This window comes from Mesorhizobium sp. B2-3-5, assembly GCF_006442395.1.
In the GTDB taxonomy this organism is placed as follows: Bacteria; Pseudomonadota; Alphaproteobacteria; order Rhizobiales; family Rhizobiaceae; genus Mesorhizobium.
In genome coordinates, this window is the sequence record NZ_VFVX01000019.1 from 39957 (window position 1) to 63236 (window position 23280).

The following is a 23280-nucleotide window of genomic DNA, read 5'->3' on the forward strand; positions in this document are numbered from 1 at the left end:
CTGTCGCCTTCGGCGACATCTCCCCCTCGAGGGGGGAGATTGGCAGCTGTTATCAAAACTTCATGGTTTCGAAATGCGTCTGCAACACTGACGCCGGACCTTGGTGGCACCTTCAACGCCACCAGGAGACAGCCATGAACAAGCTTTCGATGACCCGCCGCGCCTTCGTCACTTCGGCCAGCGCGGCTGGTCTGCTCGGCGCCTCGGGTCTCGCATTGCCCTATTATTCCCGCGCCAGCCAGCGTCCGGCCTTCACCCATGGCGTCCAGTCCGGTGATGTCGACGCCGTCAGCGGCATGGTCTGGACCCGTACCGACCGCCCCGCGCGCGTCATGTTCGAAGTGTCCACGACGGAAAGCTTCGCCAATGCGACAAAGCTGGCACCGCTCGACACCTCGCCGGCCAGCGACTACACGGTCAAGCGGCTGCTCACCGACCTCGCCTCCGACCAGGACATCTTCTACCGCATGTCGGCGGCCGATCTTTCCGACATCAATGCCGTCTCCGACCCGATCGTCGGCCGTTTCCGCACCGCGCCGTCCTCGAAGCGCGACGTGCGCTTCGCCTGGTCGGGCGATACCGCCGGCCAGGGCTGGGGCATCGACGAGACCGGCATGAAGACCTATTCCACCATCGCCAAGCATACGCCGGACTTCTTCCTGCATTCGGGCGACACCATCTATGCCGACGGCGCGATGAAGGACGAAGTCGACCTGCCCGGCGGTGGCAAGTGGAAGAATGTCGTTCTCATCGACGGCAAGCGCAAGGTGGCCGAGACGCTGGACGAATATCGCGACCAGTGGAAGTACAACATGATGGACAAGAACGTGCTGGAACTCAGCGCCATCTGCCCGACCTTCTACCAGTGGGACGACCATGAGGTGCTGAACAACTGGTCGGATTCGAAGAACCTCAGTGCCGACGATCGCTACAAGGAGAAATCCATCCACGTGCTAGCGGCCCGCGCCGCGCGCGCCTTCCACGAGATGACAACCATCCGCTACGAGCCGTCGGAGCCGGGCCGCGTCTATCGCAAGATCGCCCACGGACCGCTGCTCGACGTGTTCTTCCTCGACATGCGCTCCTATCGCGGCCCCAACGGCCCCGACATGGAGGATACCATGACGCCGCAATCGCGCATGCTCGGCGAGCAGCAGACGAAATGGCTGAAGCGCGAGTTGACGAACTCGAAGGCGACCTGGAAGATCATCGCCGCCGACATGCCGCTCGGCCTCGTCGTCTGGGACGACGCGACCAAGAAGGCCGGCGCCGAAGCGGTCAGCAATGGCGACAGTGGCGCGCCGAAAGGCCGCGAGCTAGAATTCGCCGACCTGTTGCGCTACATCAAGAACGCCGGCATCACCAACACCGTCTGGCTCACCGCCGACGTCCATTACACGGCTGCGCATTACTACAATCCGGACAAGGCGCAGTTCCAGGACTTCAACCCATTCTGGGAGTTCGTCTCCGGTCCGATCCACGCCGGCACCTTCGGCCCCAACAATTTCGACATGACCTTCGGCCCCGAGCTGAAGTTCATCAAGGCGCCGACCGCGGAGCAGGGCCAGAACCTGCCGCCGTCAGCCGGGCTGCAGTTCTTCGGTCTGGTCGATATATCCGGCGCCACCGAGCAGCTGACGGTGCGGTTGATGGATCGTGACGACAACGAGCTTTACAAGGTCACGCTCGACCCTGTGCGGTCTGCGTGAGGCGACCTGGGACGGCTGTTGAAGCAGCCGTCAATCCGGGTAGCAGACCATCGGAATATGCGGCCAGACGGCGGCGTCGCAGTTGGCGGCGTCCTGCCTTTGCTTGAAGGCGGTGCTGACCGGGCCGGTCACCATGGGGTCAACGCCATCGGGCGCGTCGGCGAAGACCTGCTGGGCCGACGAGGTATCTGTCGGAAGAACAGGGCGTGCTTCCTTCAGCGCCGCGGCCGACTGCGCGGCGTTGGCCGCCAGCAGGACGGCAAAGGCCGCCGAAGCGACGAACGGCCAAAAACGGTTGAGTTTATCGGTCATGACGTTCGAACTGCCGGGCCCTCAAAAGGTTCCCGCCTTGGTTAACAAAACCATCTCACATGGAGATGCTTAAGATTTGATGATTATTTGGTATCGCGCTTCCTCTTTCGCAAATGCGAAAAACCCTGTATGAGCCGCGCAACCGAAAGAGGCGGCGCCTTTGGCCTGCTGCCTGCAACGCTCCCGAGACCAGAACATGAAACTCCGTAATATCGCGATCATCGCGCACGTCGACCATGGAAAGACTACCCTTGTCGACCAGCTTTTGAAGCAGTCCGGCTCTTTCCGCGACAACCAGCGCGTCGCCGAGCGCGCCATGGATTCCAACGACCTCGAAAAGGAGCGCGGCATCACCATCCTTGCCAAGGCGACCTCGGTCGACTGGAAGGATACGCGCATCAACATCGTCGACACGCCCGGCCACGCCGATTTCGGCGGCGAGGTCGAGCGCATCCTGTCGATGGTGGATTCGGCCATCGTCCTGGTCGATGCCGCCGAAGGCCCGATGCCGCAAACCAAGTTCGTCGTCGGCAAGGCGCTCAAGGTCGGCCTGAAGCCGATCGTCGTCATCAACAAGATCGACCGGCCGGATGCGCGCCATGTCGAGGTGGTCAACGAGGTGTTCGACCTTTTCGCCGCGCTCGACGCCACCGACGAGCAGCTCGACTTCCCGATCCTCTACGGTTCAGGCCGCGACGGCTGGGTGTCGGAAAATCCGGAAGGCCCCAAGGATCAGCAGCTCGCGCCGCTGTTCGACCTCGTCATCAAGCATGTGCCGGCGCCGACCGTTCATCCCGGCCCGTTCCGGATGATCGGTACCATCCTGGAGGCCAATCCCTTCCTCGGCCGCATCATCACCGGCCGCATCGAGAGCGGCACGCTGAAGGCCAACCAGCCGGTCAAGGTGCTGCACCATGACGGCACCCAGATCGAAACCGGCCGCATTTCCAAGATCCTCGCCTTCCGCGGCCTCGAGCGCCAGCCGATCGAGGAAGCCCAGGCGGGCGACATCGTCGCCATTGCCGGTCTGTCCAAGGGCACCGTCGCCGACACGTTCTGCGACCCCAGCGTGACCGAGGCGCTGCATGCGCAGCCGATCGATCCGCCGACCGTGACCATGTCCTTCCTCGTCAACGACAGCCCATTGGCCGGCACCGAAGGCGACAAGGTGACCAGCCGCGTCATCCGCGACCGCTTGCTGCGCGAGGCCGAAGGCAATGTCGCGCTCAAGATCGAGGAATCGCCCGACAAGGATTCGTTCTTCGTTTCCGGCCGTGGCGAATTGCAGCTCGCGGTGCTGATCGAGACGATGCGCCGCGAAGGGTTCGAGATCGCCGTGTCGCGTCCGCGCGTCGTCATGCAGAAGGGCGAAAACGGCGAACTGCTGGAGCCGGTCGAGGAAGTCGTCATCGACGTCGATGAGGAGCATGCCGGCGTCGTCGTGCAGAAGATGTCGGAGCGCAAGGCCGAGATGGTCGAACTGCGCCCCTCGGGCGGCAACCGCCAGCGCATCGTCTTCCATGCGCCGACGCGTGGCCTGATCGGCTACCAGTCGGAACTTTTGACCGACACGCGCGGCACCGCCGTCATGAACCGGCTGTTCCACGCCTATGAGCCCTACAAGGGCGAGTTGCCCGGCCGTACCAATGGCGTGCTGATCTCCAACGAGCAGGGCGAATCGGTCGCCTATGCCATGTGGAACCTGGAAGACCGTGGCCCGATGGTCATCGACCCCGGCGTCAAGGTCTATCAGGGCATGATCATCGGCATCCATTCCCGCGACAACGACCTCGAAGTGAACGTGCTGAAGGGCAAGAAGCTGACCAACATCCGCGCCGCCGGCAAGGACGAGGCGGTCAAGCTGACCCCGCCGATCCGCATGACGCTGGAACGCGCGCTGGCCTGGATCCAGGACGACGAACTGGTCGAGGTGACGCCGAAGACCATCCGCCTGCGCAAGCTCTATCTCGACCCAAACGAGCGCAAGCGCTTCGAGAAGTCGGCCAAGGCGGTCGGCGCGGCTTAATTTCCGTTCCTCCATTTGAAAAGGGGTGGGGCACACCAGTGCGCCGCCCCTTTTTCATTTTCATCCGAGGGCTGCCGCGATAATGGTCTGCCGATCAGGTTCGCCGGTCAGGTCGATACGCAATGTCGTTCCTTCGCGGGCCGGCTTGCGCAGGGCTTTTGCGCCGCCTGGATCGACGAGCAGCAATCGCCGCTCTTCCAGCGCCTGAAGCCTTGATCGCGAGATGCCGAGTTCGTTGGCGAGCAGACGGTCGAGCCGGAGCGACGTCGGCATTTCCAACCCAAGCCAGAGTTCCAACGCTGTCGCGGTTTCCGTTGTCCCTCCAACCGCCCGCTTGAGCACGGCGACGTCGGGAAACTCCTCGACACGTCCCACCTTGTCGCGCAGGGCGTCGATGTCGAAGGCGTGGCGCCGCGCCAGCCCCGGATCGTTGCTTTCGAGCGCCCGCAAGAGCATCGGCTCGATGTCGCGGCGGTTGCGGCGTTCGAAAATGCCGAAATTCCAGGAATTGTCGCAGTCGATGCAGCGATAGATCAGCCACACGTCGATGCGCTTGCCGTTGGCGTTGACGCGGAACTTGCCGCTGCTGCGATAGGCCTTCAGGCCGCCGCAGCGATTGCAGTTGATAAGCGGTCGAGGTGCGATCCCAGGCGCGATCGTCCATTGGATGCAAGTGGTAGAAGACATGCCGGTAAGCCCTTCCCGGGGGGAAGTTCTTCAGGTCGGCTCTGTCGAGATGCCCATGCGGGCGCGGCGTGGCGGTAGGCTGCGGAGATCGGAAGTCAGGTGTCGCTGGTCAAAAGCGCGCGACTGCGGTTCAGCAATGCCAAACCGGTCTCGAACCGCCGCCCAGAGAACACATGAACATAAAACAGGCACCGCGAATGCGGCGCCATGCAGTGTGGTCGGGGGAGTTGACGAGACCGGCGGTTACTGAGGCAAAGTGAAGCTCGAAATGGGTGTCGGGGCGGCTCTTCTAGCGGCGCGATGCGGGCTCGGCAAGGGGGCCCTGCGAGCCCAAGCCTTGCATGTCTGCACCTATGGCCCGCATTGTCTTACCTTTGCCAGAGCCGCAGCTGTCGGGTTATCATGGTTGATCGACCCTGAAATAAGCGGAAATCCTGCCATGCACCTCACCTCGCTCCTGATCTTCGCCGCTGCCTTGTTCGTTGCCGCCGGTTCGCCAGGTCCATCGATCGCGGCGCTCGTCGCACGCGTCATCTCGAAAGGATTCCGCGACGTTTTTCCGTTCCTGCTCGCCATGTGGATCGGCGAGGGCATGTGGCTGTCGCTGGCGGTGTTCGGGCTGGCTGTCGTCGCGCAGACCTTCCACCTTGCCTTCGTCATTGTGAAATGGGTCGGCGTTGCCTATCTCGCCTATCTCGCCTGGAAGATGTGGACAGCTCCGGTGGATGCCAAGGAAGGCGAGATGCCGCGCGAGGATTCGCCCGCCAAGCTGTTCCTCGCCGGCATGGCGGTGACGCTCGGCAATCCCAAGATCATGATGTTCTACCTGGCATTGCTGCCAACCATCATCGACCTCGCCTCGGTCAGCGTCATCGGCTGGGCCGAACTGACGGCGACCATGGCGGTGGTGCTGATCGCCATCGATCTCGCCTGGGTGCTCGCCGCCTCGCAGGCGCGCAAGCTGCTGAGGAGCAAGCGCGCCATGAGGATCGCCAACCGCGTCAGCGCCACGACGATGGCCGGGGCCGCGGCGGCGATCGCGGCGCGGTCGTAAGCATCATCCGAGCCGAAGCACCGCGTCGGCGAAAAGTGGAAATCGTCTTCTTCTGCTTCGCAGACTTTCGGCTCGGAAAGATCATGCTCAACAGAAGAAGCGTCACATCATTTCGATGATCGGCGCGATCTCGATGCTGCAGTTGGGCATGGCCAGCATCGGGCAGCCCTTGGCCTTGTCGGCGGCATCGTCGATGTCCTTGGCCTCGATGATCGAATAGCCGCCCGTCGGATTGCTGCCGCCATTGTTCTCGACCTTGCCGCCCGGCAGCACGGTCTTGGACATGCCGACCGGATTGCCGCCGTCGACCACGGCCGAGCCCAGTTTGCCGAACCAGCCATTCCAGGCGTCCATCGCGGCTTTCCGCTCGGCTTCCGTCGCCGGCATCTTGCCGGAGCCATGATAGACGTAGAGAAACTTCGCCATGTTCTTCTCCCTTGATCAGCGGCATCGAACCAGCATGCGGCCATGCCGCCCGGCGATCATCGGACCAAAAAGGCCGACACGCAATGAGAATTAGGCAGCTCTAATATGCGGTTCTGATGGGAACCCGGCTCGTCACCGCGCCATGGCGTGGTATTCGTCATTCGGGCGCATGTCGATCGCCGCTGCCACCCGGTTCGACATGTTGAAGAAGGCAGCCGTCGAAGCGATGTCCCAGATGTCGCGGTCGCTGAAGCCGGCCTTGCGAAGCGTGGCCCGGTCGGCCTCGACGATCTTGGCCGGCTCCTCGGTCAGCTTGACGGCGAAGTCAAGCATCGCCGTCTGCTTCGGCGAGAGATCGGCGGCGCGGAAATTCATCACCATCATCTCGCCGAGCGAAGGGTCGCCGGACAACTGGCGCACCGCCGCGCCATGAGCGGTCAGGCAGTAGTAGCACTGGTTGATGGAGGAGACGGCGACCGCGATCATCTCGCGCTCCAGCTTCGACAGGCCGGAATCGCCGAGCATCAGATCGTTGTACATGTCGGTGAAGGCGCGCAGTTTCTTGTCATCGAAGGCATAGGCCTTCAGCACGTTGGGAACCAGCCCGAGCTTCTCCTCGCATTTGGCGAAATAGGCTTTTGTCGGCTCGCTCAGTTCCCCCGTATCGAGATCAAGCGCGGTGATTTTGCCGGTCATGGTTTGTTTCTCCTCGTCGGGCGATGCCTTGCCGCCGAATTCCCAGAATTCTTGGCAAGCCGTCAAACCTTTGTCGCCAAATGGCGGTCATCTGCTACCATAGTCACAAAAGCATACGACGGGAGGCAAGAAGCGTCATGGCCAGCGTGAAATCCGCAGCTAAGTCGAAGAAGAGGGCAACGGCGGCGGCGAAGACGGAGGACAGGCCAGCCAGGCTTGCCGATTACCTGCTCGCCCGCGCGCCGGCGGAAGACATCGCCGCCTATCAAGTGGGGGACCTGGAACGCGCCGCCGACCTCGCCGGCCAGGCGGTAGCCCGTCACAAGAAAGGCGAGTGCGTCGTCGCCGTCGAGAGCGATCCGGGCGTCGCCCGAGAAGGCCGCCCGGTCACGGTCATCACGGTCGTTAATGACAACATGCCGTTCCTGTTCGACTCCATCCTTGGCGAGATCACCGAGACCGCCGGCGAGCCGACCCTGGTCACCCATCCGGTCATCACCGTGCGTCATGGCAAAGGCGGTGTCGAGGAAATCCTCGGCGACGGCAATTTCGCCAGGGACGACGGCAGCCACGACCGGCTGAGCGTCATCCACGTCCATATCCCGCGGCTGACCGCGGAGGCGGCAAACGCCTTGACCGAGCGGCTGCGCAAGATGCTTGGCCAGGTGCATGCGGCCGTCAACGACTGGAAACCGATGCTGGCCCGGCTCGATCAGGCGATCTCGGAGTTCCGCTATTCGGCTGTGCCGCTCGACAAGAAGAATGTTGCCGAGGCGATCGCCTTCCTGGAGTGGCTGCGCGACGACAATTTCACCTTCCTCGGCATGCGCGAGTTCAAATATACCGGCGGCGAGGAAAGCGGCACGCTGGAGCGCGCCGACAAGCCCGGCCTTGGTATCCTGTCCGATCCCGACGTGCTGGTGCTCAGACGCGGCACTGAAGCGGTGACGACGACGCCTGAGATTCGCGCCTTCCTGCACGGGCCGGAGCCGCTGATCGTCACCAAGGCCAATGCCAAATCTTCCGTGCACCGCCGCATCTATCTCGATTACATCGGCGTCAAGACCTACACCACCAAGGGCGCGTTGTCGGGCGAACTGCGCATCGTCGGCCTGTTCACTTCGACCGCCTACACGCGCTCGGTAATGAAGATCCCGTATCTCAGGTCGAAGGCGGAAACCATTATCGCCAAGTCCGGTTTCGACCGGCACGACCATTCCGGCAAGGCGCTGATCAACGTGCTGGAGAGCTATCCGCGCGACGAATTGTTCCAGGTGCCGGTGCCGATCCTGAGGAAGCACGCCGCGGCCATCCTCGGCCTGATCGAGCGGCCGCGGGTCAGGGCGCTGGTGCGCGCCGACCAGTTCGACCGCTTCGTCTCGATCCTCGTCTTCGTGCCGCGCGACCGCTACGACAGCGTGGTGCGCGAGAAGGTCGGCGCCTATCTCAAGACCGTGTTCGAAGGCCGGCTGTCGGCCTATTACCCAGCCTTCCCGGAAGGCGGGCTGGCGCGTGTCCACTTCATCATCGGCCGCTCCGGCGGCAAGACGCCAAAAGTCGAGCAGGCGACGATCGAGGCGGCGATCCGCGACATCGTCCGTACCTGGGAGGACGCCCTTTCCGAGGCGGCGGAGGCCAGCGGCAGCGACCCGGCGTTGAAAGCCATCGCCGCAAGGCTGCCGGAGAGCTACCGCGATTCGTTCAGCGCGGCGGTGGCGCTGGTCGATGCCGGGCGCATCGCCAAGATCAGCGCCGCCAATCCGATCGCCATCGACTATTATCGCCACGGCGAGCAGAAGCCGCAGCAGGCGGCGCTGAAGATCTATCACCATGGCAGCCCGGTGGCGTTGTCGCGGCGTGTGCCGGTGTTGGAAAACATCGGCTTCCGGGTGATCAGCGAGCGTACGTTCGAGGTCGGCGACGACGTGACCGGCATGGTCTTCATCCACGACATGGAGCTGGAGAACAGCTACGGCAAGCCGATCGATCTTGCCGATGGCGGCGCGCTGTTCGAGGACGCGTTCCTGTCGGTCTGGCGCGGCGACGTCGACAATGACGGTTATAACGGCCTTGCCCAGACCGCCGGCCTGTGGTCTGAAGAAATTACCATCCTGCGCGCCTATGGCCGCTATCTGCAGCAGGTCGGCATTCCGCAAAGCCAGGATTTCATCGCTGCCGCACTCAACCGCTACCCGGAGATCGCGCGCGGCCTGCACGAGCTTTTCATCGCCCGGCTTGGGCCGACGGCGGAGACGGAAGGCGCCGTGGCGGCAAAGCACCTCAAGGCCAAGATCAAGGATGCCTTGGAAGATGTGCCCAACATCGATGACGACACCATCATCCGGCGCTACCTGAATTTGGTGGAAGCCTCGCTGCGCACCAATCATTTCGTTGCCGATACGAAGCAGAAGGGTCAATCGCTGGCGATCAAGCTCGACTCGCAAGCGGTCGAGGGATTGCCGGCGCCACGGCCGTGGCGGGAGATCTTCGTCTACGGCTCCGAGGTCGAGGGGCTGCATCTGCGCTTCGGGCCGGTGGCGCGTGGCGGCCTGCGCTGGTCGGACCGCGCCCAGGACTACCGCACCGAAGTGCTTGGCCTGGTCAAGGCGCAGCAGGTCAAGAATGCCGTTATCGTGCCCGTCGGTGCCAAGGGCGGCTTCTTCCCCAAACGCCTGCCGGCGGGGGGCAGCCGCGACGCGATCTTCGAAGCCGGCACCTCGGCCTACAAGAACTTCGTCTCCAGCCTGCTGTCGATCACGGACAATATCGGGCTGGACGGTGTCATTCCGCCGGCTGGCGTGGTGCGTCGCGACCAGGACGACCCCTATTTCGTCGTCGCCGCCGACAAGGGCACGGCCACCTTCTCCGACACCGCCAATGCCATTAGCGAAAGCCATGGTTTCTGGCTGGACGATGCCTTCGCCAGCGGCGGCTCCGCCGGTTATGATCACAAGAAGATGGGCATCACCGCCAAGGGCGCCTGGGAAGCGGTCAAGCGGCATTTCCGCGAAATGAACCGCGACATCCAGACCTCGCCCTTCACCGTCGTCGGCGTCGGCGACATGTCGGGCGACGTGTTCGGCAACGGCATGTTGTTGTCACCGAAAACGCGGCTGATCGCCGCCTTCGACCATCGCGACATCTTCATCGATCCCGATCCGGACATGGAGGCCTCGATGGCCGAGCGCCAGCGCATGTTCGCGCTGCCACGGTCGAGCTGGCAGGATTATGACAAGACCAAGCTGTCGGAAGGCGGCATCATCGTCTCGCGCAGCCAGAAGTCGATCACCTTGCCGGCCGCGGCTGCGGCGGCGATCGGCCTTGCCAAGACGACCGCCACGCCGGTCGAGATCATGACCGCCATCCTCAAGGCGCCGGTCGACCTTTTGTGGTTCGGCGGCATCGGCACCTATCTGCGGGCCTCGACCGAGACCAATGCCGATGTCGGCGACAGGGCCAACGACGCCATCCGCGTCACCGCGCTCGACGTGCGCGCCAAGGTGATCGGCGAGGGCGCCAACCTCGGCGTCACCCAGCGCGCGCGCATCGAGTTCGGCATGAATGGCGGCCGCTGCAATTCCGACGCCATCGACAATTCGGGCGGCGTCAACTGCTCCGACGTCGAGGTCAACATCAAGATCGCGCTTGCATCCGCCATGCGCAAGGGATCGCTGACCCGTCCGGCACGCAACAAGCTGCTGGCCGAGATGACCGACGAGGTCGGCGGGCTGGTGCTGTCCAACAATTACGAGCAGACGCTGGCGCTTTCGATCGCGCGCAAGCGCGGCCTCGCCGACATCGCGCATCAGGCCCGGTTCATGTCCGCGCTCGAAGCGCGCGGCCTGCTCGACCGTGCCGTGGAAACGCTGCCGTCCCCGGCGGCACTTGCAGAGCGTGAGGCACGCGGCGAGCCGCTGACCAGGGCCGAGCTCGGCGTGCTGCTCGCCTATGCCAAGATCGTTCTGTTCTCCGACATCGTCGCCAGCGACGTGCCGGACGACGCGCATTTCGACCGTGATCTGATGGGCTATTTCCCGGACCGGATGGCGAAGAAATACGCCACCGAGATCCATGGTCACAGGCTGCGCCGCGAGATCATCGCCCGTGTCGTCGCCAACGACCTCGTCAATCGCGGCGGCCCGTCCTTCGTCAACCGGTTGCAGGAGGCAACGGGCCGCACCGCCGCCGATGTGGTGCGCACCTTCGCCGTGGTGCGCGACGGCTTTGCGCTGCCGGCGCTCTACCGCGAGATCGACATGCTCGACAACCAGATCGACGGCCAGGTGCAGCTCGATCTCTACCAGATTGTGAGCCGGCTCATCTATATGAGCAGCGGCTGGTATCTGAAGAACGATGCCGGCACGGCGCCGCTCGGCCAGCGCATCGCCGAATTGCAGGAAGCGCGCAAGGCGCTGGAACCCAAGCTCGTTCCCCTGCTGCCGGCGTTCTCGCGCGAGCGGATCGAGGAGAAGCGGCACGGGCTGTTCAAGGCCGGTGCGCCAGAAAGGCTGGCCGAGCAGCTGGCCTTGAGCGAAGTGGCGGAATTGATCCCCGACATCGCGTTGACGGCGCGCACGGCCGGTGCCGACATCGTCGCGGCCGCCAAGGCGTTCTTCGCCGTCAGCGATGCCTTCCGCATTCCGCGTGTCGAGGACGCCGCGCGCTCGATCACGCCGTCGGATTATTACGACCAACTCGCGCTGTCGCGCGCCACCGACACGATCGGCGCGGCGCGGCGCGGCATCGCGGTCGCCGCGCTCACCAGTCATGCCAAGGCGGCCGATCCGGTGGCCGCCTGGCTGGAAGCCGGCGGCGAGCGGGTGGCGCGCATCCGCGAGCGGCTGCAGGCGCTGACCGAGGGCGGCGACATCACCGTGTCGCGGCTGTCGGTGGCGTCCGGGCTGATGAGCGATCTGACGGGGATGTAGGATCGCTTACCCTCCCCCTCGTGGGGAGGGTCGCTGCGAAGCAGCGGGGTGGGGGCGGCGGCGCCAGACCCCACCCGGACCTTCGGTCCGACCTCCCCACAAGGGGGAGGTAGGGGTCAGCGCCTGTTTCCCGTTCACCGGAATTAGGGGCGGAAGCCGGTGAGTAGAGGCGCGACGCTTGTCATTTGCATGAGCATCGGAAACATGCAGACATGGCGCCCGACACGGGCCGAGCGGGTGCCAGGGGAGTCAGCATGGCGGTAGAGACAATGCAGCGGGCGTCCGGGCGCGGCATCTGGGGATGGATGTTCTTCGACTGGGCGGCGCAGCCGTTCTTCACGGTCGTCACCACCTTCATCTTCGGTCCCTATTTCGTTTCGCGCATGGCTGCCGACCCCAACACAGGCCAAGCGGTCTGGGGCTACGGCATCGCCGCGGCCGGGCTGGTCATCGCCGTGCTGTCGCCAGTCCTCGGCTCGATCGCCGACCAGACCGGGCCGCGCAAGCCGTGGATCACCTTCTTCGCCGCCATCAAGATCACCAGCCTTAGCTTGCTCTGGTTCGCCGCGCCCGGCTCGAACCTGTTCCTGATCGTGGCACTGTTCTCGCTGGCGTCTGTCGCGGCGGAATTCTCCACCGTGTTCAATGATTCGATGATGCCGCGGCTGGTGCCGAAGAGCGAGATCGGCCGCATCTCCAACACGGCCTGGGGCCTCGGCTATCTCGGCGGCATGATCGCGCTGATCTTCGTCGTCACCTGTCTGGCCGGCTCGCCGGAGACCGGCAAGACGATCATCGGCATCACCCCGCTGTTCGGGCTCGATCCGCATCTGGGCGAAGATGCCCGCGCCACCGGGCCGCTGTCGGCCGGCTGGTATTTCCTGTTCATCCTGCCGATGTTCTTCTTCACGCCGGACGCCATCAAGGGCATACCAATCGGGCCGGCGGTGCGCGAGGGCCTATCCGAGCTGAAATCGACGCTGGCCGAGGTGCGCCGGCGCGGCGGCATCTTCCGTTTCCTCGTCGCACGGATGATCTATCAGGACGGGGTCAACGCGCTGCTGGCGCTCGGCGGCACGTTCGCGGCGGGCATGTTCCACTGGTCGATCACCGAGATCGGCATGTTCGGCATCATTCTCAACATCGTCGCCATTTTCGGCTGCTGGATCGCGGCGCGGCTGGACACCGCGCTCGGCTCCAAGGCGGTGGTGATGATCGCGCTGGTGATGTTGTCGGTCGCCACCATCGGTATCATCTCGACGGGGCCGGGCTTCACCCTGCTCGGCCTGATACCGCTCTCGACAACCGATTCGGGCGGCCTGTTCGGCACGGCGGCTGAAAAAGCTTATATCCTGTACGGCCTGTTGATCGGCCTGGCTTTCGGACCGGTGCAGGCGTCGTCGCGCTCCTACATGGCGCGCAGCGTCACGGCGGCGGAATCCGGCCGCTATTTCGGCATTTATGCGCTGGCCGGCCGGGCGACCAGTTTCCTGGCACCGTTCCTGGTGGCGACCATCACCGCGCTCAGCGGTTCGGCGCGGCTCGGCATGGCGGTGATCATCCTGTTCCTCGGCATCGGCATGGCGATCCTGGTGAGGACGCCGTATCCGGCGGATCGGCCGGCGGGGCAATGAGGGGCGGCGCGACCTTCTGGATTAGTGCCTGAAATGCCGCACGCCGGTAAACACCATGGCGATGCCGTGTTCGTCGGCGGCGGCGATGACGTCATCGTCGCGCATCGAGCCGCCGGGCTGGATGACGGCGGTGGCGCCGGCTTCGATGGCCGACAGCAAGCCATCGGCGAAGGGGAAGAACGCGTCCGAAGCGACGACCGAGCCCTTGGTCAGCGGCTCCGAAAGACCAGCGGTCTCCGCCGCATCGAGCGCTTTGCGGGCGGCGATGCGTGAAGAATCGACCCGGCTCATCTGGCCGGCGCCGATGCCGACCGTGGCGCCGTCCCTGGCATAGACGATGGCGTTCGACTTGACGTGCTTGGCGACGCGGAAGGCGAATTTGAGGTCGGCCATTTCGGCCGGGGTCGGCGCGCGCTTGGTCACCACCTTCAGCTCGAGATCGTCGACGACGGCATTGTCGCGGCCCTGGACGAGCAGGCCGCCGGCTACGGACTTGACCATCGTGCCCGCCGCGCGCGGATCCGGCAGGCCGCCGGTGACCAGCAGGCGCAGGTTCTTCTTCGCCGCGACGATCGCCGCCGCCTCGTCGGTCGCATCGGGCGCGATGATCACTTCGGTGAAGGTTTTCACGATCTCCTCGGCGGCTTCGGCATCGAGGGTGCGATTCATGGCAACGATGCCGCCAAAGGCGGAGACCGGATCGCAGGCCAGCGCCTTGGCGTAAGCTGCCCTCAGCGACGCGCTCTCGGCGACACCGCAGGGGTTGGCATGCTTGATGATGGCGACCGCGGCGGACCGTGCCGGGTCGAATTCGCCCGCCAGTTCGAAGGCCGCGTCGGTGTCGTTGATGTTGTTGTAGGAGAGCTGCTTGCCCTGCAGCTGGCGCGCCGTGGCGACGCCTGGCCGCTTGTCGCCATTGACATAGAAGCCGGCGACCTGGTGCGGGTTCTCGCCGTAGCGCATCACCTCGGCCAGCCTGCCGCCGAAGGCGCGCCATGTCGGATGCTCGATCTCCAGCGCTTCGGCGAACCAGCTAGAGATCGCCGCGTCATAGGTGGCGGTGCGGGCAAAGGCCTTGGCCGCCAGCTTCTTGCGAAAATCCAGCGACAGCGAGCCGATGTTCATTTCCAGCGCGTTCAGCACCGAGGCGTAATCGCTGGGATCGGTGACGATGGCGACATAGGCGTGGTTCTTGGCCGAGGCGCGGATCATCGCCGGGCCGCCAATGTCGATGTTCTCGACGATCGCCGCATAGTCGGCGCCGGAGCGGCGGACTTCCTCGAACGGATAGAGATTGGAGACGACGAGGTCGATCGGCTCGATGCCGTATTTGCGCATCGCCGCGGCATGTTCGGGATCGTCGCGCACGCCGAGCAGCGCGCCGTGCACGGAAGGGTGGAGCGTCTTGACGCGGCCGTCCATGATCTCGGGGAAGCCGGTGAGTTCGGAGACGTCGCGCACCGTCATGCCGGCCTCGGCGATCGCCTTGGCGGTGCCGCCGGTCGAGACCAGCTCGACACCGGCCGCCGCCAATGCCCTGGCGAAGTCGATCAGGCCGGTCTTGTCGAAAACGGAGAGCAAAGCGCGCCGGACGGGTACGAGGTCCGGCGCGGGGATGTTCTTGGCGGCGATGGCCATGGGCGCGGCCTTTCACGGCTGGAGGGGCAAGCCCGCGCCGTAGCATATGGCATCAGGAAATCAAGCGCCAAGCTCAGTGGCGGCCAGCACGGTCAGTTGTTTTCGGCGTAGCCGGCGATGCGGGTGCGCGTCAGCTGCCAGTGGATCTCGGACACATCCGAAGCCTTGAAGGCGAGCACGATCTGCCGGCTGCGGCGCGGCCCGCCAAGGCCAGCGAAATAGATCGATTCCTCGACTTCGGGCGCCACTTCGCTTGACGTGAACACCCAGGTATCGGCCTGGTCGGCGGCCAGCACCAGGCGGTCGTGCTCGTCCTGCAGCAGGTTGATGTCGGGATGGACATGGAAGCGCACGGTGATGAAGTCACGGCCATTGTTGCGGATCGCGGCATTGCCGGGCCGTTGGAACCGGTCCCTGCCGGACAGCACATTGCCGTTCGACGACAGCTTCAGTTCGCGCTCATGCAGGAAGCCGAAACGCTGGACATAGCCGTCATGGCGGGCGACGAAGCCATGAACGCCCTTCTGGTCGGTGCGCTTGCATTGCACAAGCTGCGGGCCGCCTATCAGCGGCGAACCGAGCAGGTCGTTGACCCGCAGCGAATGGCTGAAGCGAGCCGACGAGGTGTCGTTGATGGTGGCGGTGGAGTGCGCGGCGGTGGCGCGCGCCAAAGGCCGGAACTCGGGGGCGCCATAGGTGTCGATGCCGGCATTGACGATGTAGTGCTGGCGGCCGGAGGACAATTCGAAGGCAAGACAGCCGGCGTGTGCCGCATTGGACACGTCGACCGGCGGCGGCAGGCCAGTGTCGGCAATGACGGTGGTGCCGCCCATGGACAGGCGCTCATAGCCCGAATGCGGTGCATGCAGCAGCGGCGCGCCTGCGGTGTCGTCGTGACGAAGGATGGTGGCGATGCGGTCGTGGATGGTGGCGCCCATGCCGTTGAAGCGGGCGAGGCTGCCATCCTGATGGCGGAAGAAGCGCAGCGCCGGCAGCATGCGGTCGATGGCGCCGATCAGCGCCTGGGGCGGGGCTTCCGCCTGGTTGGCGTAGGTCTGGCGCAGCGGCAAGAGATCCGCGAGGATTTCCAGCACCGTCATCGGATTGCGTGAGATATGGCCGCCATCGGCGAGAATCTGGCGGTTGAGTTCCTCGGCGAGGTTGCGGGTGGCGCCGCGCAGCGCCGAGGCCGGCGCCGGCAGCGAGAGTGCCGCGAAGGCCAATGCGATGCGGGCACGCAGCCGATCCTTGCCGTCGGGCATTTCACGCGCCATCGACCTGAGATAGCGGATCTGCATGGCCAGCGATTTCAGGAAGGCGCGATAGAAGGGAAACTCGGCACCCTGCAGCACGACGGAAGAATGTTGCAGCCAGGCGATGATGCGCTTGGCCGCCGTCCCGGGCTCCCAGGCAACGCCAGCAATATGGCTGCCATGCATGGCGATCCAGTCGGAAACCAGGGCGCGGGCGTTGGCGGCGGCAAGCTCGGTGCCGGCGGCCCGCATGTGGCGCAGCCAGCGAAAGCCATGCAAAGTCTTCTGCCAGCCGTGATTGGGCACATTGATCTGGAACGGCGACTTGCCGCCGGTTTCGACCAGATGCCCGGACAAGGGATAGCGGCCGTAATAGATCTCGAGCGCGATCTGCGGGTCGGCGAGGCGCAGGTCCGGTGGCGCGATCAGAACACGTTCAGGCGTGCGGCCGGAATAGCGCCAGCGATAGACCGGCCCGGCGCGCAGGCGTCGACGCGTCTTGCGCCAGAACTCCTTCGCGACCAGCGTCCACAGACGCGTCGTGTTGCCGGCAGCAAGTGCCAAAAGCCCTCCTGGTCGTCCTCAACCCCAAGCACGAGTTTACATGATTGAACGAGACGTGCGAAGGCGAATTCCCGGGAACGGCTGCGGTTCACCCGGTTTACCCAGGCTCTCCCTAAAAAAGTCAGCAAAATGCATTAGCCGGCTCTGCGCATGCGCGCGGCGAAGAAACCATCCAGGCCCGAGCGCTCCGGCGCGCCGAGGTCGAGATCGGCGGGCGTTGTGCGCAGCGTGCCTTGCACCGTCAGGAGCGAATCGATGCCGGCGATCTCGCCCTGCCGCAGCGGATCGTCGACGACCGTCGGCGTCTCTTTGAGAAAAGCGCGATAGAGCTCTTCGCCTTCGAGCGGGTCGAGCGAACAGTTGGAAAAGACGATCCTGCCGCCCGGTTTCACCAAGGTGACGGCGCGGGCGAGCAGCCTGCGCTGCAGGTCGGCGAGCTTTTCGACGTCGGCTGTGGTCTTGGTCCAGGGCACGTCGGGATGCCGGCGCACCGTGCCGGTCGAGGAGCAGGGCGCGTCGAGCAGCACGGCGTCGAACAATTCCCTTGGTTCGTAGTTGAGCAGGTCAGCCTGGACGATATCGGCGGTGAGCCCGAGACGATCGAGATTCTGCGCCAGCCGCGCCAGCCGGTTCTTCGAGGTGTCGACCCCGGTGACCCTGGCGCCGGCCAGGATCAACTGCGCGGTCTTGCCGCCGGGCGCGGCGCAGAGGTCGGCGACGCTCAGGCCGGTGACATCACCGAACAGCCGGGCGGGAAGGCTGGCGGCTGCATCCTGAACCCACCATGCACCTGCTTCGAAGCCGGGCAGTTCGGGGACGGATGCGCTGAGTTTTTCCACCCGCACCGTGCCGGTCGGCAGGACGATGCCGCCGAGCTTTTCGGCCCAGAGTTCGGGATCGGCCTTGACCGTGAAATCGACGGGCGCCTCGTGGCGATGGGCCGCGAGGATCTGCCTGGCCTTGTCCACGCCATAGGCGGCCTTCAGACGGTCGGAAAACCATTTCGGCGCTTCGTCGGTGGCGGCGAGAGCGGCGGGCAATTCGGTTTCCTTGGCACGCGCCAGCGTGCGCAGAACGCCATTCACCAGGCCGGAAAAGCGCTGTGTGCGCGGATCGGATTTGGCGTGCGTCACCGCGAGGTCGACGGCGGCGCTGTCTGGAATGTCAAGAAATAGGATCTGCGCCGCCGCCACATGCAGGACGTGCGACAGCGCGGTGGCGTTTGGCGGCAGCGGCTTCTCCAGGCGGCGCGCCAGCAGTTCTGATATGGTCATGCGATAACGTAGCGCCGTGACAAGGATAGCGCGAACCAGACCGCGGTCACGCAAATCGAGCGCCTTGTATTGCGGATGGCCGTTCTCGTGATCGGTCAACCCGTCTAGCGGCGTCTTGGCGTCGATGACGGCGGCAAGCAGCCGCGCCGCCGCCTTGCGCGCGGCGAGGCCGGCGACGAATTCGCCGCCGGCATTATGTTCCTGATCGCCTGAAACGGTGCGTCGAGGTCGGCCGGCCACGCTCACGACCACCGGCCCTTGGGCCCGGTCGGATTGCGACCCCATGGATTGGGCCTCGGCCTGGCGGGTTCCTCCGGCTGTTCGGGCTGCGCGGCCTGGCCCCATGGGCCTGTCGGGTGCTGTTCATCCGCCCGCCGAGCCGTCGGGGCCTGGCGCGGCGCGGCCTTCGCGTCGCTGCCCCCCATCTGTTGCGCCATCGCCTGCAAGGCGGCGATGCGGTTCTCGGTGCTCGGGTGGGTGGAGAACAGACTGTCCATGCGCTCGCCATGCAGGGGGTTGATGATGAAGAGATGCGCCATCGCCGGGTTGCGTTCGGCATCGGAGTTGGGAATGCGTTCGGCCCCGCGGGCAATCTTGTCAAGCGCGGAGGCCAGCCACAGCGGGTGTCCACAGATTTCGGCGCCGCGCCGGTCGGCTTCGTATTCGCGGGTGCGGCTGACCGCCATCTGCACGATCATGGCCGCGAAGGGCGCCACGATCATCGCCGCCAGTACGCCGACAAAGCCGAACGGGTTGTTGTTGTCGCGATTGCCGCCAAGGAAAAAGGCGAAATTGCCGAGCATCGAGATGGCGCCGGCGAAGGTGGCGACAATGGTCATGGTCAGCGTATCGCGATGCTGCACATGGGCGAGCTCGTGCGCCATCACGGCGGCGACCTCTTCGTGCGTCAGCCGCTGCAGCAGGCCGGTGGAGGCGGCGACCGCCGCGTTCTGCGGGTTGCGGCCGGTGGCAAACGCATTCGGCTGCGGGCTGTCGATCAGATAGGTCCTGGGCATCGGCAGGCCGGCCTGCTTGGCCAGGGCCTGGACAATGGCGTGATATTCCGGCGCGTTCTTCTCGTCGACCTCGACGGCATGGTTCATCGACAGCACCATCTTGTCGGCATTCCAATAGCTGAACAGATTGGTGCCGGCGGCGATCAGCAAGGCGATCATCATGCCGCCCGAACCGCCGATCAGGAAGCCGACGCCCATGAACAGGGCCGTCATGGCGGCCAGAAGCATCGCGGTGCGCAAAGTGTTCATCGTCTGCTCCTGTCACGCTGGTGATGAAAGGGGGTCGATAGTCCCAGGCTCATCGCTATATGATGGGAAACGCCTGCCCCTGTTTCAATCCGCCCGAGATGTCGCATGAACGAGGAAACCAGTAAAACGCCAGCCGCCGGTCCGAATGACGGAGCGTCGCCGAAGGCACTCACTCCCGCCGCCCGCCGTGCGCTGGCCGAGGCCGAAGCACGGCGGCAGGACTACCGCCGCAAGGAAGCCGCGCTGCCCCGGGAAATCGGCGGCCGTGGTGGCAAGGAACCCGGTCGCTATGGCGACTGGGAAGTCAAAGGTCTGACCAGCGACTTTTAGAGATCGATCTAGGCTGCACTGCGCTGCGGTTCGAGCGCGATCCAGCCGCGTTCGTCGATGGCGATGCCGATCGCGTCGTAGCCTGTGATCGACGCGTGCTGCGTCGCCATGGGATGCCGGTGGGTGGCGTTGATCACCATGACCGCGGCATCCGCCGCCTCGGCCGCCGTGATGCCGGCCGGAGCATCCTCGAACACAAGGCAGTCGCGCGCATCGACGCCGAGCCGTTCGGCACCCAGCAGGAAGCAGTCCGGCGCCGGCTTGCCACGCGAAACATCTTCCGCGGCGACGAGGATGGCGGGAACCGGAATGCCGGCGGCCTTCATGCGCAGCAGCGCCAGTTCGCGCGGCGCGGAGGTCACGATCGCCCAGCTTTCGCGCGGCAGCGAATTGAGGAACACCACGGCGCCGGCGATCGGGACAATGCCGTCCAGATCGGCGGCCTCGGCCTTCAGCAGCAGGTCCGCCTCATGCGCCGGATCAATGCCTGGGAGGGCAAGGCCGGTGATGGTCTCGATCGCCCGCACGCCGTGGATCGTCGGCAGGAAGGCGGCGACGTCGAGGCCCTGTCGGCGCGCCCAATCGCTCCACACCCGCTCCGCCGACGCAATGGAATTGATGAGTGTGCCGTCCATGTCGAAGAGGAAGGCGGCGAATTTTCTGCCAGCAAACATGATTTTCCTTGAAATCCGGGGGTGCGTCGAGGGAGGGCGCAACGTAACTTCCAGCCGCGGACATGGAAAGGCGCGCCGGCCTATTTTGCGGCGGCCCGGGAACCACCGCCACCTTGCGACGTTGCAATCGCACATCCCCAACATGCGACCCAAGGGACGACGCCCATGCTGATCCGCCTCGGCTACGAGATCGCCATTGAATGCGCCGAGGCCACTCCCGTGATTTCATTGCTCGAGATCCACAAGGACAGGCAGGCCGACATCAAGCGGCAAACGCGTGTGCTGACCTCGCCCTCGGTGCCGACCAGGCTCCACGAGGATCTGCACGGCAATGGCTGCCGCCGCTTCACCGCGCCTGCCGGCACCTTTCGCATCCTCTACGACGCGGTGGTCGAGGACAGCGGCGAGACGGACGAGGTCAACACGCTGGCCAGGGAAATGCCGGTCGCCGAATTGCCCGACGAGGTGCTCGGCCATCTCCTCGGCAGCCGCTACTGCGAGACCGATCATTTGAGCAATCTCGCCTGGCAACTGTTCGGCCGTCTTCCACCCGGCTGGGCGCGGGTGCAGGCGATCGTCGACTATGTCCACAACCGCCTGTCCTTCGGCTATGGCTACGCGCGGTCGACCCGCACGGCGGCGCAGGCGCATGAGGAACGGGTCGGGGTGTGCCGCGACTTCGCCCATCTGGCGATCACGCTCTGCCGGTGCATGAACATTCCGGCGCGCTATGTGAACGGCTATCTCGGCGACATCGGCGTGCCAGCCGATCCGGCGCCGATGGATTTCTCGGCCTGGATGGAGGTGTTCCTCGACGGCAAGTGGTACACGTTCGATCCGCGCCACAATCAGCCCAGGATCGGCCGCGTCGTCATTGCGCGCGGGCGCGACGCCACGGACGTGCCCCTGCTGCACAGCTTCGGCCCGCACCGGCTGACCCTGTTCAAAGTCTGGACCTATGAACAGGAAGGCAGGCTGTTCAATCCTTCCAATCATCGCATCGACAGGACGGCCAGCGCGCAGATGTTGGGCTAAGGTGCGTCGATATTCAGGTGTGTTCGTGCCTCAACTTACCTGGCAATTTCGGGACAGGTGATCCGCTTCGGCACAAGAGGCCTGTGCCGCGACAGGACGGCTCGGAGCATTCCGTGATTGCTCCAGTTCGAGCATGGTAAGCGGTCCGTAAACGCTGCGGGCAGCCTGGTTCTCGCGTTTACCGGTCGTTCACCTTTGCAAAGGCCGTAATCAAATAAAAACAATGGGTTGACGTTGAGGGTTCCGTTTCGGCCCACGGTTGGCGCCGTCCGGCTGGAATCCTGCATTGCCCTGTCCGCGGCGACGAGGCCGAGGCATGCGGAGGCTGTTGGATGCGAAATTACGGGGGTCTTGTCCACGCGGTCGGCGGGTTCGCCAGGGATCGCGGTGGAAATTTCGCAATCCTGTTCGGCTTTGCTGCCTCGGTCTTGGCGCTAGCCGCCGGCCTTTCGGTCAACATCTCGCAGTTGTACAATGCCAAATCGAGCCTGCAGGGCGTGGTCGACGCCGCGGTGACGTCGACCGCGCGTGACCTGACGACCGGCGCCATCAAGGAGGCCGATGCCAACAAGTCGGTGCAGGCCTTTCTCGACGCCAACAGCATGGCCGGCATCCTCCAGGCCGACCAGGTCGTGCTGGACAGGCTGACGGTCAACAGGACCGCCAGCACGGTCCAGGCGGACGTCCACGCGGATGTCGCCCTGTTTTTCCCGATCTTCGGCATGGGCGACACCAAACGGGTCACCGCGTCAACGACGGCGCTCTATTCGGACAAGCGCGTCGAAGTGGCGATGATGCTCGATGTGACCGGTTCGATGGCCGCCAACTGGTGGGCCAAGACCGACAAGATCGGCGACCTGCAGGCTGCCGCTTCCGGGGCCGTCGAGGATCTGCTGAACAACAATATCGATCCCCAAAATCCGCGCGTGCGCGTGGCGGTCGTTCCCTATGCCGAAGCGGTCAACACCGGCGGTCTCGCGGACAGCGCTTTCGTCGAACAGGCGGGCGGCCCGAATTTGCCGGCAGCATTGGACGCACCGATCAACGTGAACTCATCCGCGCCTCGAAGGCCAGACAAATGCGCCACCGAGCGCAAGGACAAGGACGGCTATGCCGACTATTCGTCCGACGGCCCATCGGAGCCGCGCAAGAACAACCAGGGGCAGTACTATCCCGCCAAGGTCAACCGCGACGATCGCATGAAAACCTGCCCGAAACCGGAGCTCATTCCGCTGACGGCTGACAAGCAGACATTGCTGAGCACGATTGCGAGCTTCAAGGCGGACGGCGTGACCGCCGGCGGCATCGCCGTGCAATGGGGCTACTACATGCTCTCACCCGACTGGCGCTCGACCATCGCCGCCGCCAGACTGGGCACAGGTCCCGCCGATTTCGACAGCAGGAAGGTGGCCAAGGTCGCCATCCTGATGACGGACGGCCAGTTCAACACGGCATTCGCCGGCGGCCGCGGCGCGCCCAGGTCACAGAACGCAGGTCAGATGTCGCGGAGCAATGCCGAGAACATTTGCGACAACATGAAGCGGGACGGCATCGAGATATTCACGATCGGCTTCGACCTCGACGACCCGTCGATGACCGCGACCGAGAGGGATCAGGCAAAGAGTGTGCTCCAGGATTGCTCCACTGCGGACACATCCACGCTGAAGCACTATTACGAGGCCGCGACCGGTCCCGAACTGGACGACGCCTTCAGCGCCATCGTGCAGAACATCGAGCGCCTGGCGCTGACCAAATAGGCCTCAGCCGCATCGCGG

Annotated in this window: 17 protein-coding genes; 8 read left to right on the forward strand and 9 right to left on the reverse strand. The window is 64.7% G+C overall.

The genetic code is table 11. From position 1 onward, the window contains the following. Nucleotides 1–134 precede the first annotated feature (134 nt). Nucleotides 135–1709 carry an alkaline phosphatase gene (locus FJ958_RS20655; protein ID WP_140745026.1) on the forward strand — a complete coding sequence of 525 codons (1575 nt, stop codon included), beginning with the start codon at nt 135–137 and terminating at the stop codon, nt 1707–1709. A gap of 30 nt (nt 1710–1739) precedes the next feature. On the opposite strand, the gene FJ958_RS20660 is transcribed toward FJ958_RS20655, so the two are convergent. Then, nucleotides 1740–2021, reverse strand: a complete 282-nt coding sequence (locus tag FJ958_RS20660; RefSeq protein WP_140745027.1) for a hypothetical protein — start codon at nt 2019–2021, stop codon at nt 1740–1742. A gap of 196 nt (nt 2022–2217) precedes the next feature. Between FJ958_RS20660 and typA the strand changes: the two genes are divergently transcribed. Next, nucleotides 2218–4047, forward strand: a complete 1830-nt coding sequence (gene typA / locus FJ958_RS20665; RefSeq protein ID WP_140745028.1) for a translational GTPase TypA — start codon at nt 2218–2220, stop codon at nt 4045–4047. Between the two features lie 60 nt (nt 4048–4107). Here typA and FJ958_RS20670 read toward each other — a convergent pair whose 3' ends face one another. Further along, entirely contained in the window at nt 4108–4734 is a 627-nt protein-coding gene (locus FJ958_RS20670) for a DUF1062 domain-containing protein (RefSeq protein WP_140745029.1), read from the reverse strand. A gap of 439 nt (nt 4735–5173) precedes the next feature. Between FJ958_RS20670 and FJ958_RS20675 the strand changes: the two genes are divergently transcribed. Continuing rightward, the gene (locus FJ958_RS20675; RefSeq protein ID WP_140745030.1) at nt 5174–5788 is read left to right on the forward strand and encodes a LysE family translocator; all 615 of its coding nucleotides are present in this window, start codon (nt 5174–5176) and stop codon (nt 5786–5788) included. A 102-nt stretch (nt 5789–5890) separates the two neighbouring features. Here FJ958_RS20675 and FJ958_RS20680 read toward each other — a convergent pair whose 3' ends face one another. After that, a complete protein-coding gene (locus tag FJ958_RS20680; RefSeq protein ID WP_140613560.1) occupies nt 5891–6214 on the reverse strand; it encodes a YciI family protein in 324 nt (107 codons plus the stop codon). Between the two features lie 132 nt (nt 6215–6346). Next, on the reverse strand, nt 6347–6910 hold the full coding sequence (locus FJ958_RS20685; protein ID WP_140745031.1) for a peroxidase-related enzyme: 564 nt from the start codon (nt 6908–6910) through the stop codon (nt 6347–6349). A gap of 137 nt (nt 6911–7047) precedes the next feature. Here FJ958_RS20685 and FJ958_RS20690 point away from each other — a divergent pair, with 137 nt between their 5' ends. Beyond that, nucleotides 7048–11838, forward strand: a complete 4791-nt coding sequence (locus FJ958_RS20690; RefSeq protein WP_140745032.1) for an NAD-glutamate dehydrogenase — start codon at nt 7048–7050, stop codon at nt 11836–11838. Nucleotides 11839–12092: 254 nt separating this feature from the next. Next, a complete protein-coding gene (locus FJ958_RS20695; RefSeq protein ID WP_140745033.1) occupies nt 12093–13472 on the forward strand; it encodes an MFS transporter in 1380 nt (459 codons plus the stop codon). 21 nt (nt 13473–13493) lie between these two features. On the opposite strand, the gene purH is transcribed toward FJ958_RS20695, so the two are convergent. The 4 genes from purH to htpX all read right to left on the reverse strand — a co-directional run bounded on the left by purH (nt 13494) and on the right by htpX (nt 19466). Beyond that, nucleotides 13494–15110, reverse strand: coding sequence for a bifunctional phosphoribosylaminoimidazolecarboxamide formyltransferase/IMP cyclohydrolase (gene purH, locus FJ958_RS20700; protein WP_140745034.1), 1617 nt, complete (start codon nt 15108–15110; stop codon nt 13494–13496). A gap of 92 nt (nt 15111–15202) precedes the next feature. Further along, nucleotides 15203–16927, reverse strand: coding sequence for a heparinase II/III family protein (locus tag FJ958_RS20705; protein WP_140745035.1), 1725 nt, complete (start codon nt 16925–16927; stop codon nt 15203–15205). A gap of 134 nt (nt 16928–17061) precedes the next feature. Beyond that, entirely contained in the window at nt 17062–18486 is a 1425-nt protein-coding gene (locus FJ958_RS20710; protein WP_140745036.1) for an RsmB/NOP family class I SAM-dependent RNA methyltransferase, read from the reverse strand. After that, nucleotides 18444–19466, reverse strand: coding sequence for a zinc metalloprotease HtpX (gene htpX, locus FJ958_RS20715; RefSeq protein WP_140745037.1), 1023 nt, complete (start codon nt 19464–19466; stop codon nt 18444–18446). The genes FJ958_RS20710 and htpX overlap by 43 nt, the downstream gene beginning before the upstream one ends. A 105-nt stretch (nt 19467–19571) precedes the next feature. On the opposite strand from htpX, the gene FJ958_RS20720 reads away from it, so the two are divergent. After that, nucleotides 19572–19796 (forward strand): DUF1674 domain-containing protein, encoded by a 225-nt coding sequence (locus tag FJ958_RS20720; protein ID WP_140745038.1) that lies wholly within the window; start codon nt 19572–19574, stop codon nt 19794–19796. Nucleotides 19797–19804: 8 nt separating this feature from the next. Here the strand turns inward: FJ958_RS20720 and FJ958_RS20725 are convergent, their stop codons facing one another. Beyond that, a complete protein-coding gene (locus FJ958_RS20725) occupies nt 19805–20470 on the reverse strand; it encodes an HAD-IA family hydrolase (RefSeq protein WP_140745039.1) in 666 nt (221 codons plus the stop codon). 165 nt (nt 20471–20635) lie between these two features. On the opposite strand from FJ958_RS20725, the gene FJ958_RS20730 reads away from it, so the two are divergent. Both FJ958_RS20730 and FJ958_RS20735 read left to right on the forward strand, forming a co-directional pair. After that, nucleotides 20636–21505 carry a transglutaminase family protein gene (locus FJ958_RS20730; protein WP_140745040.1) on the forward strand — a complete coding sequence of 290 codons (870 nt, stop codon included), beginning with the start codon at nt 20636–20638 and terminating at the stop codon, nt 21503–21505. A 332-nt stretch (nt 21506–21837) separates the two neighbouring features. Beyond that, complete coding sequence (locus FJ958_RS20735; protein WP_140745041.1) at nt 21838–23262, forward strand: TadE/TadG family type IV pilus assembly protein; 1425 nt, start codon at nt 21838–21840, stop codon at nt 23260–23262. The last annotated feature ends 18 nt before the right edge of the window (nt 23263–23280 follow it).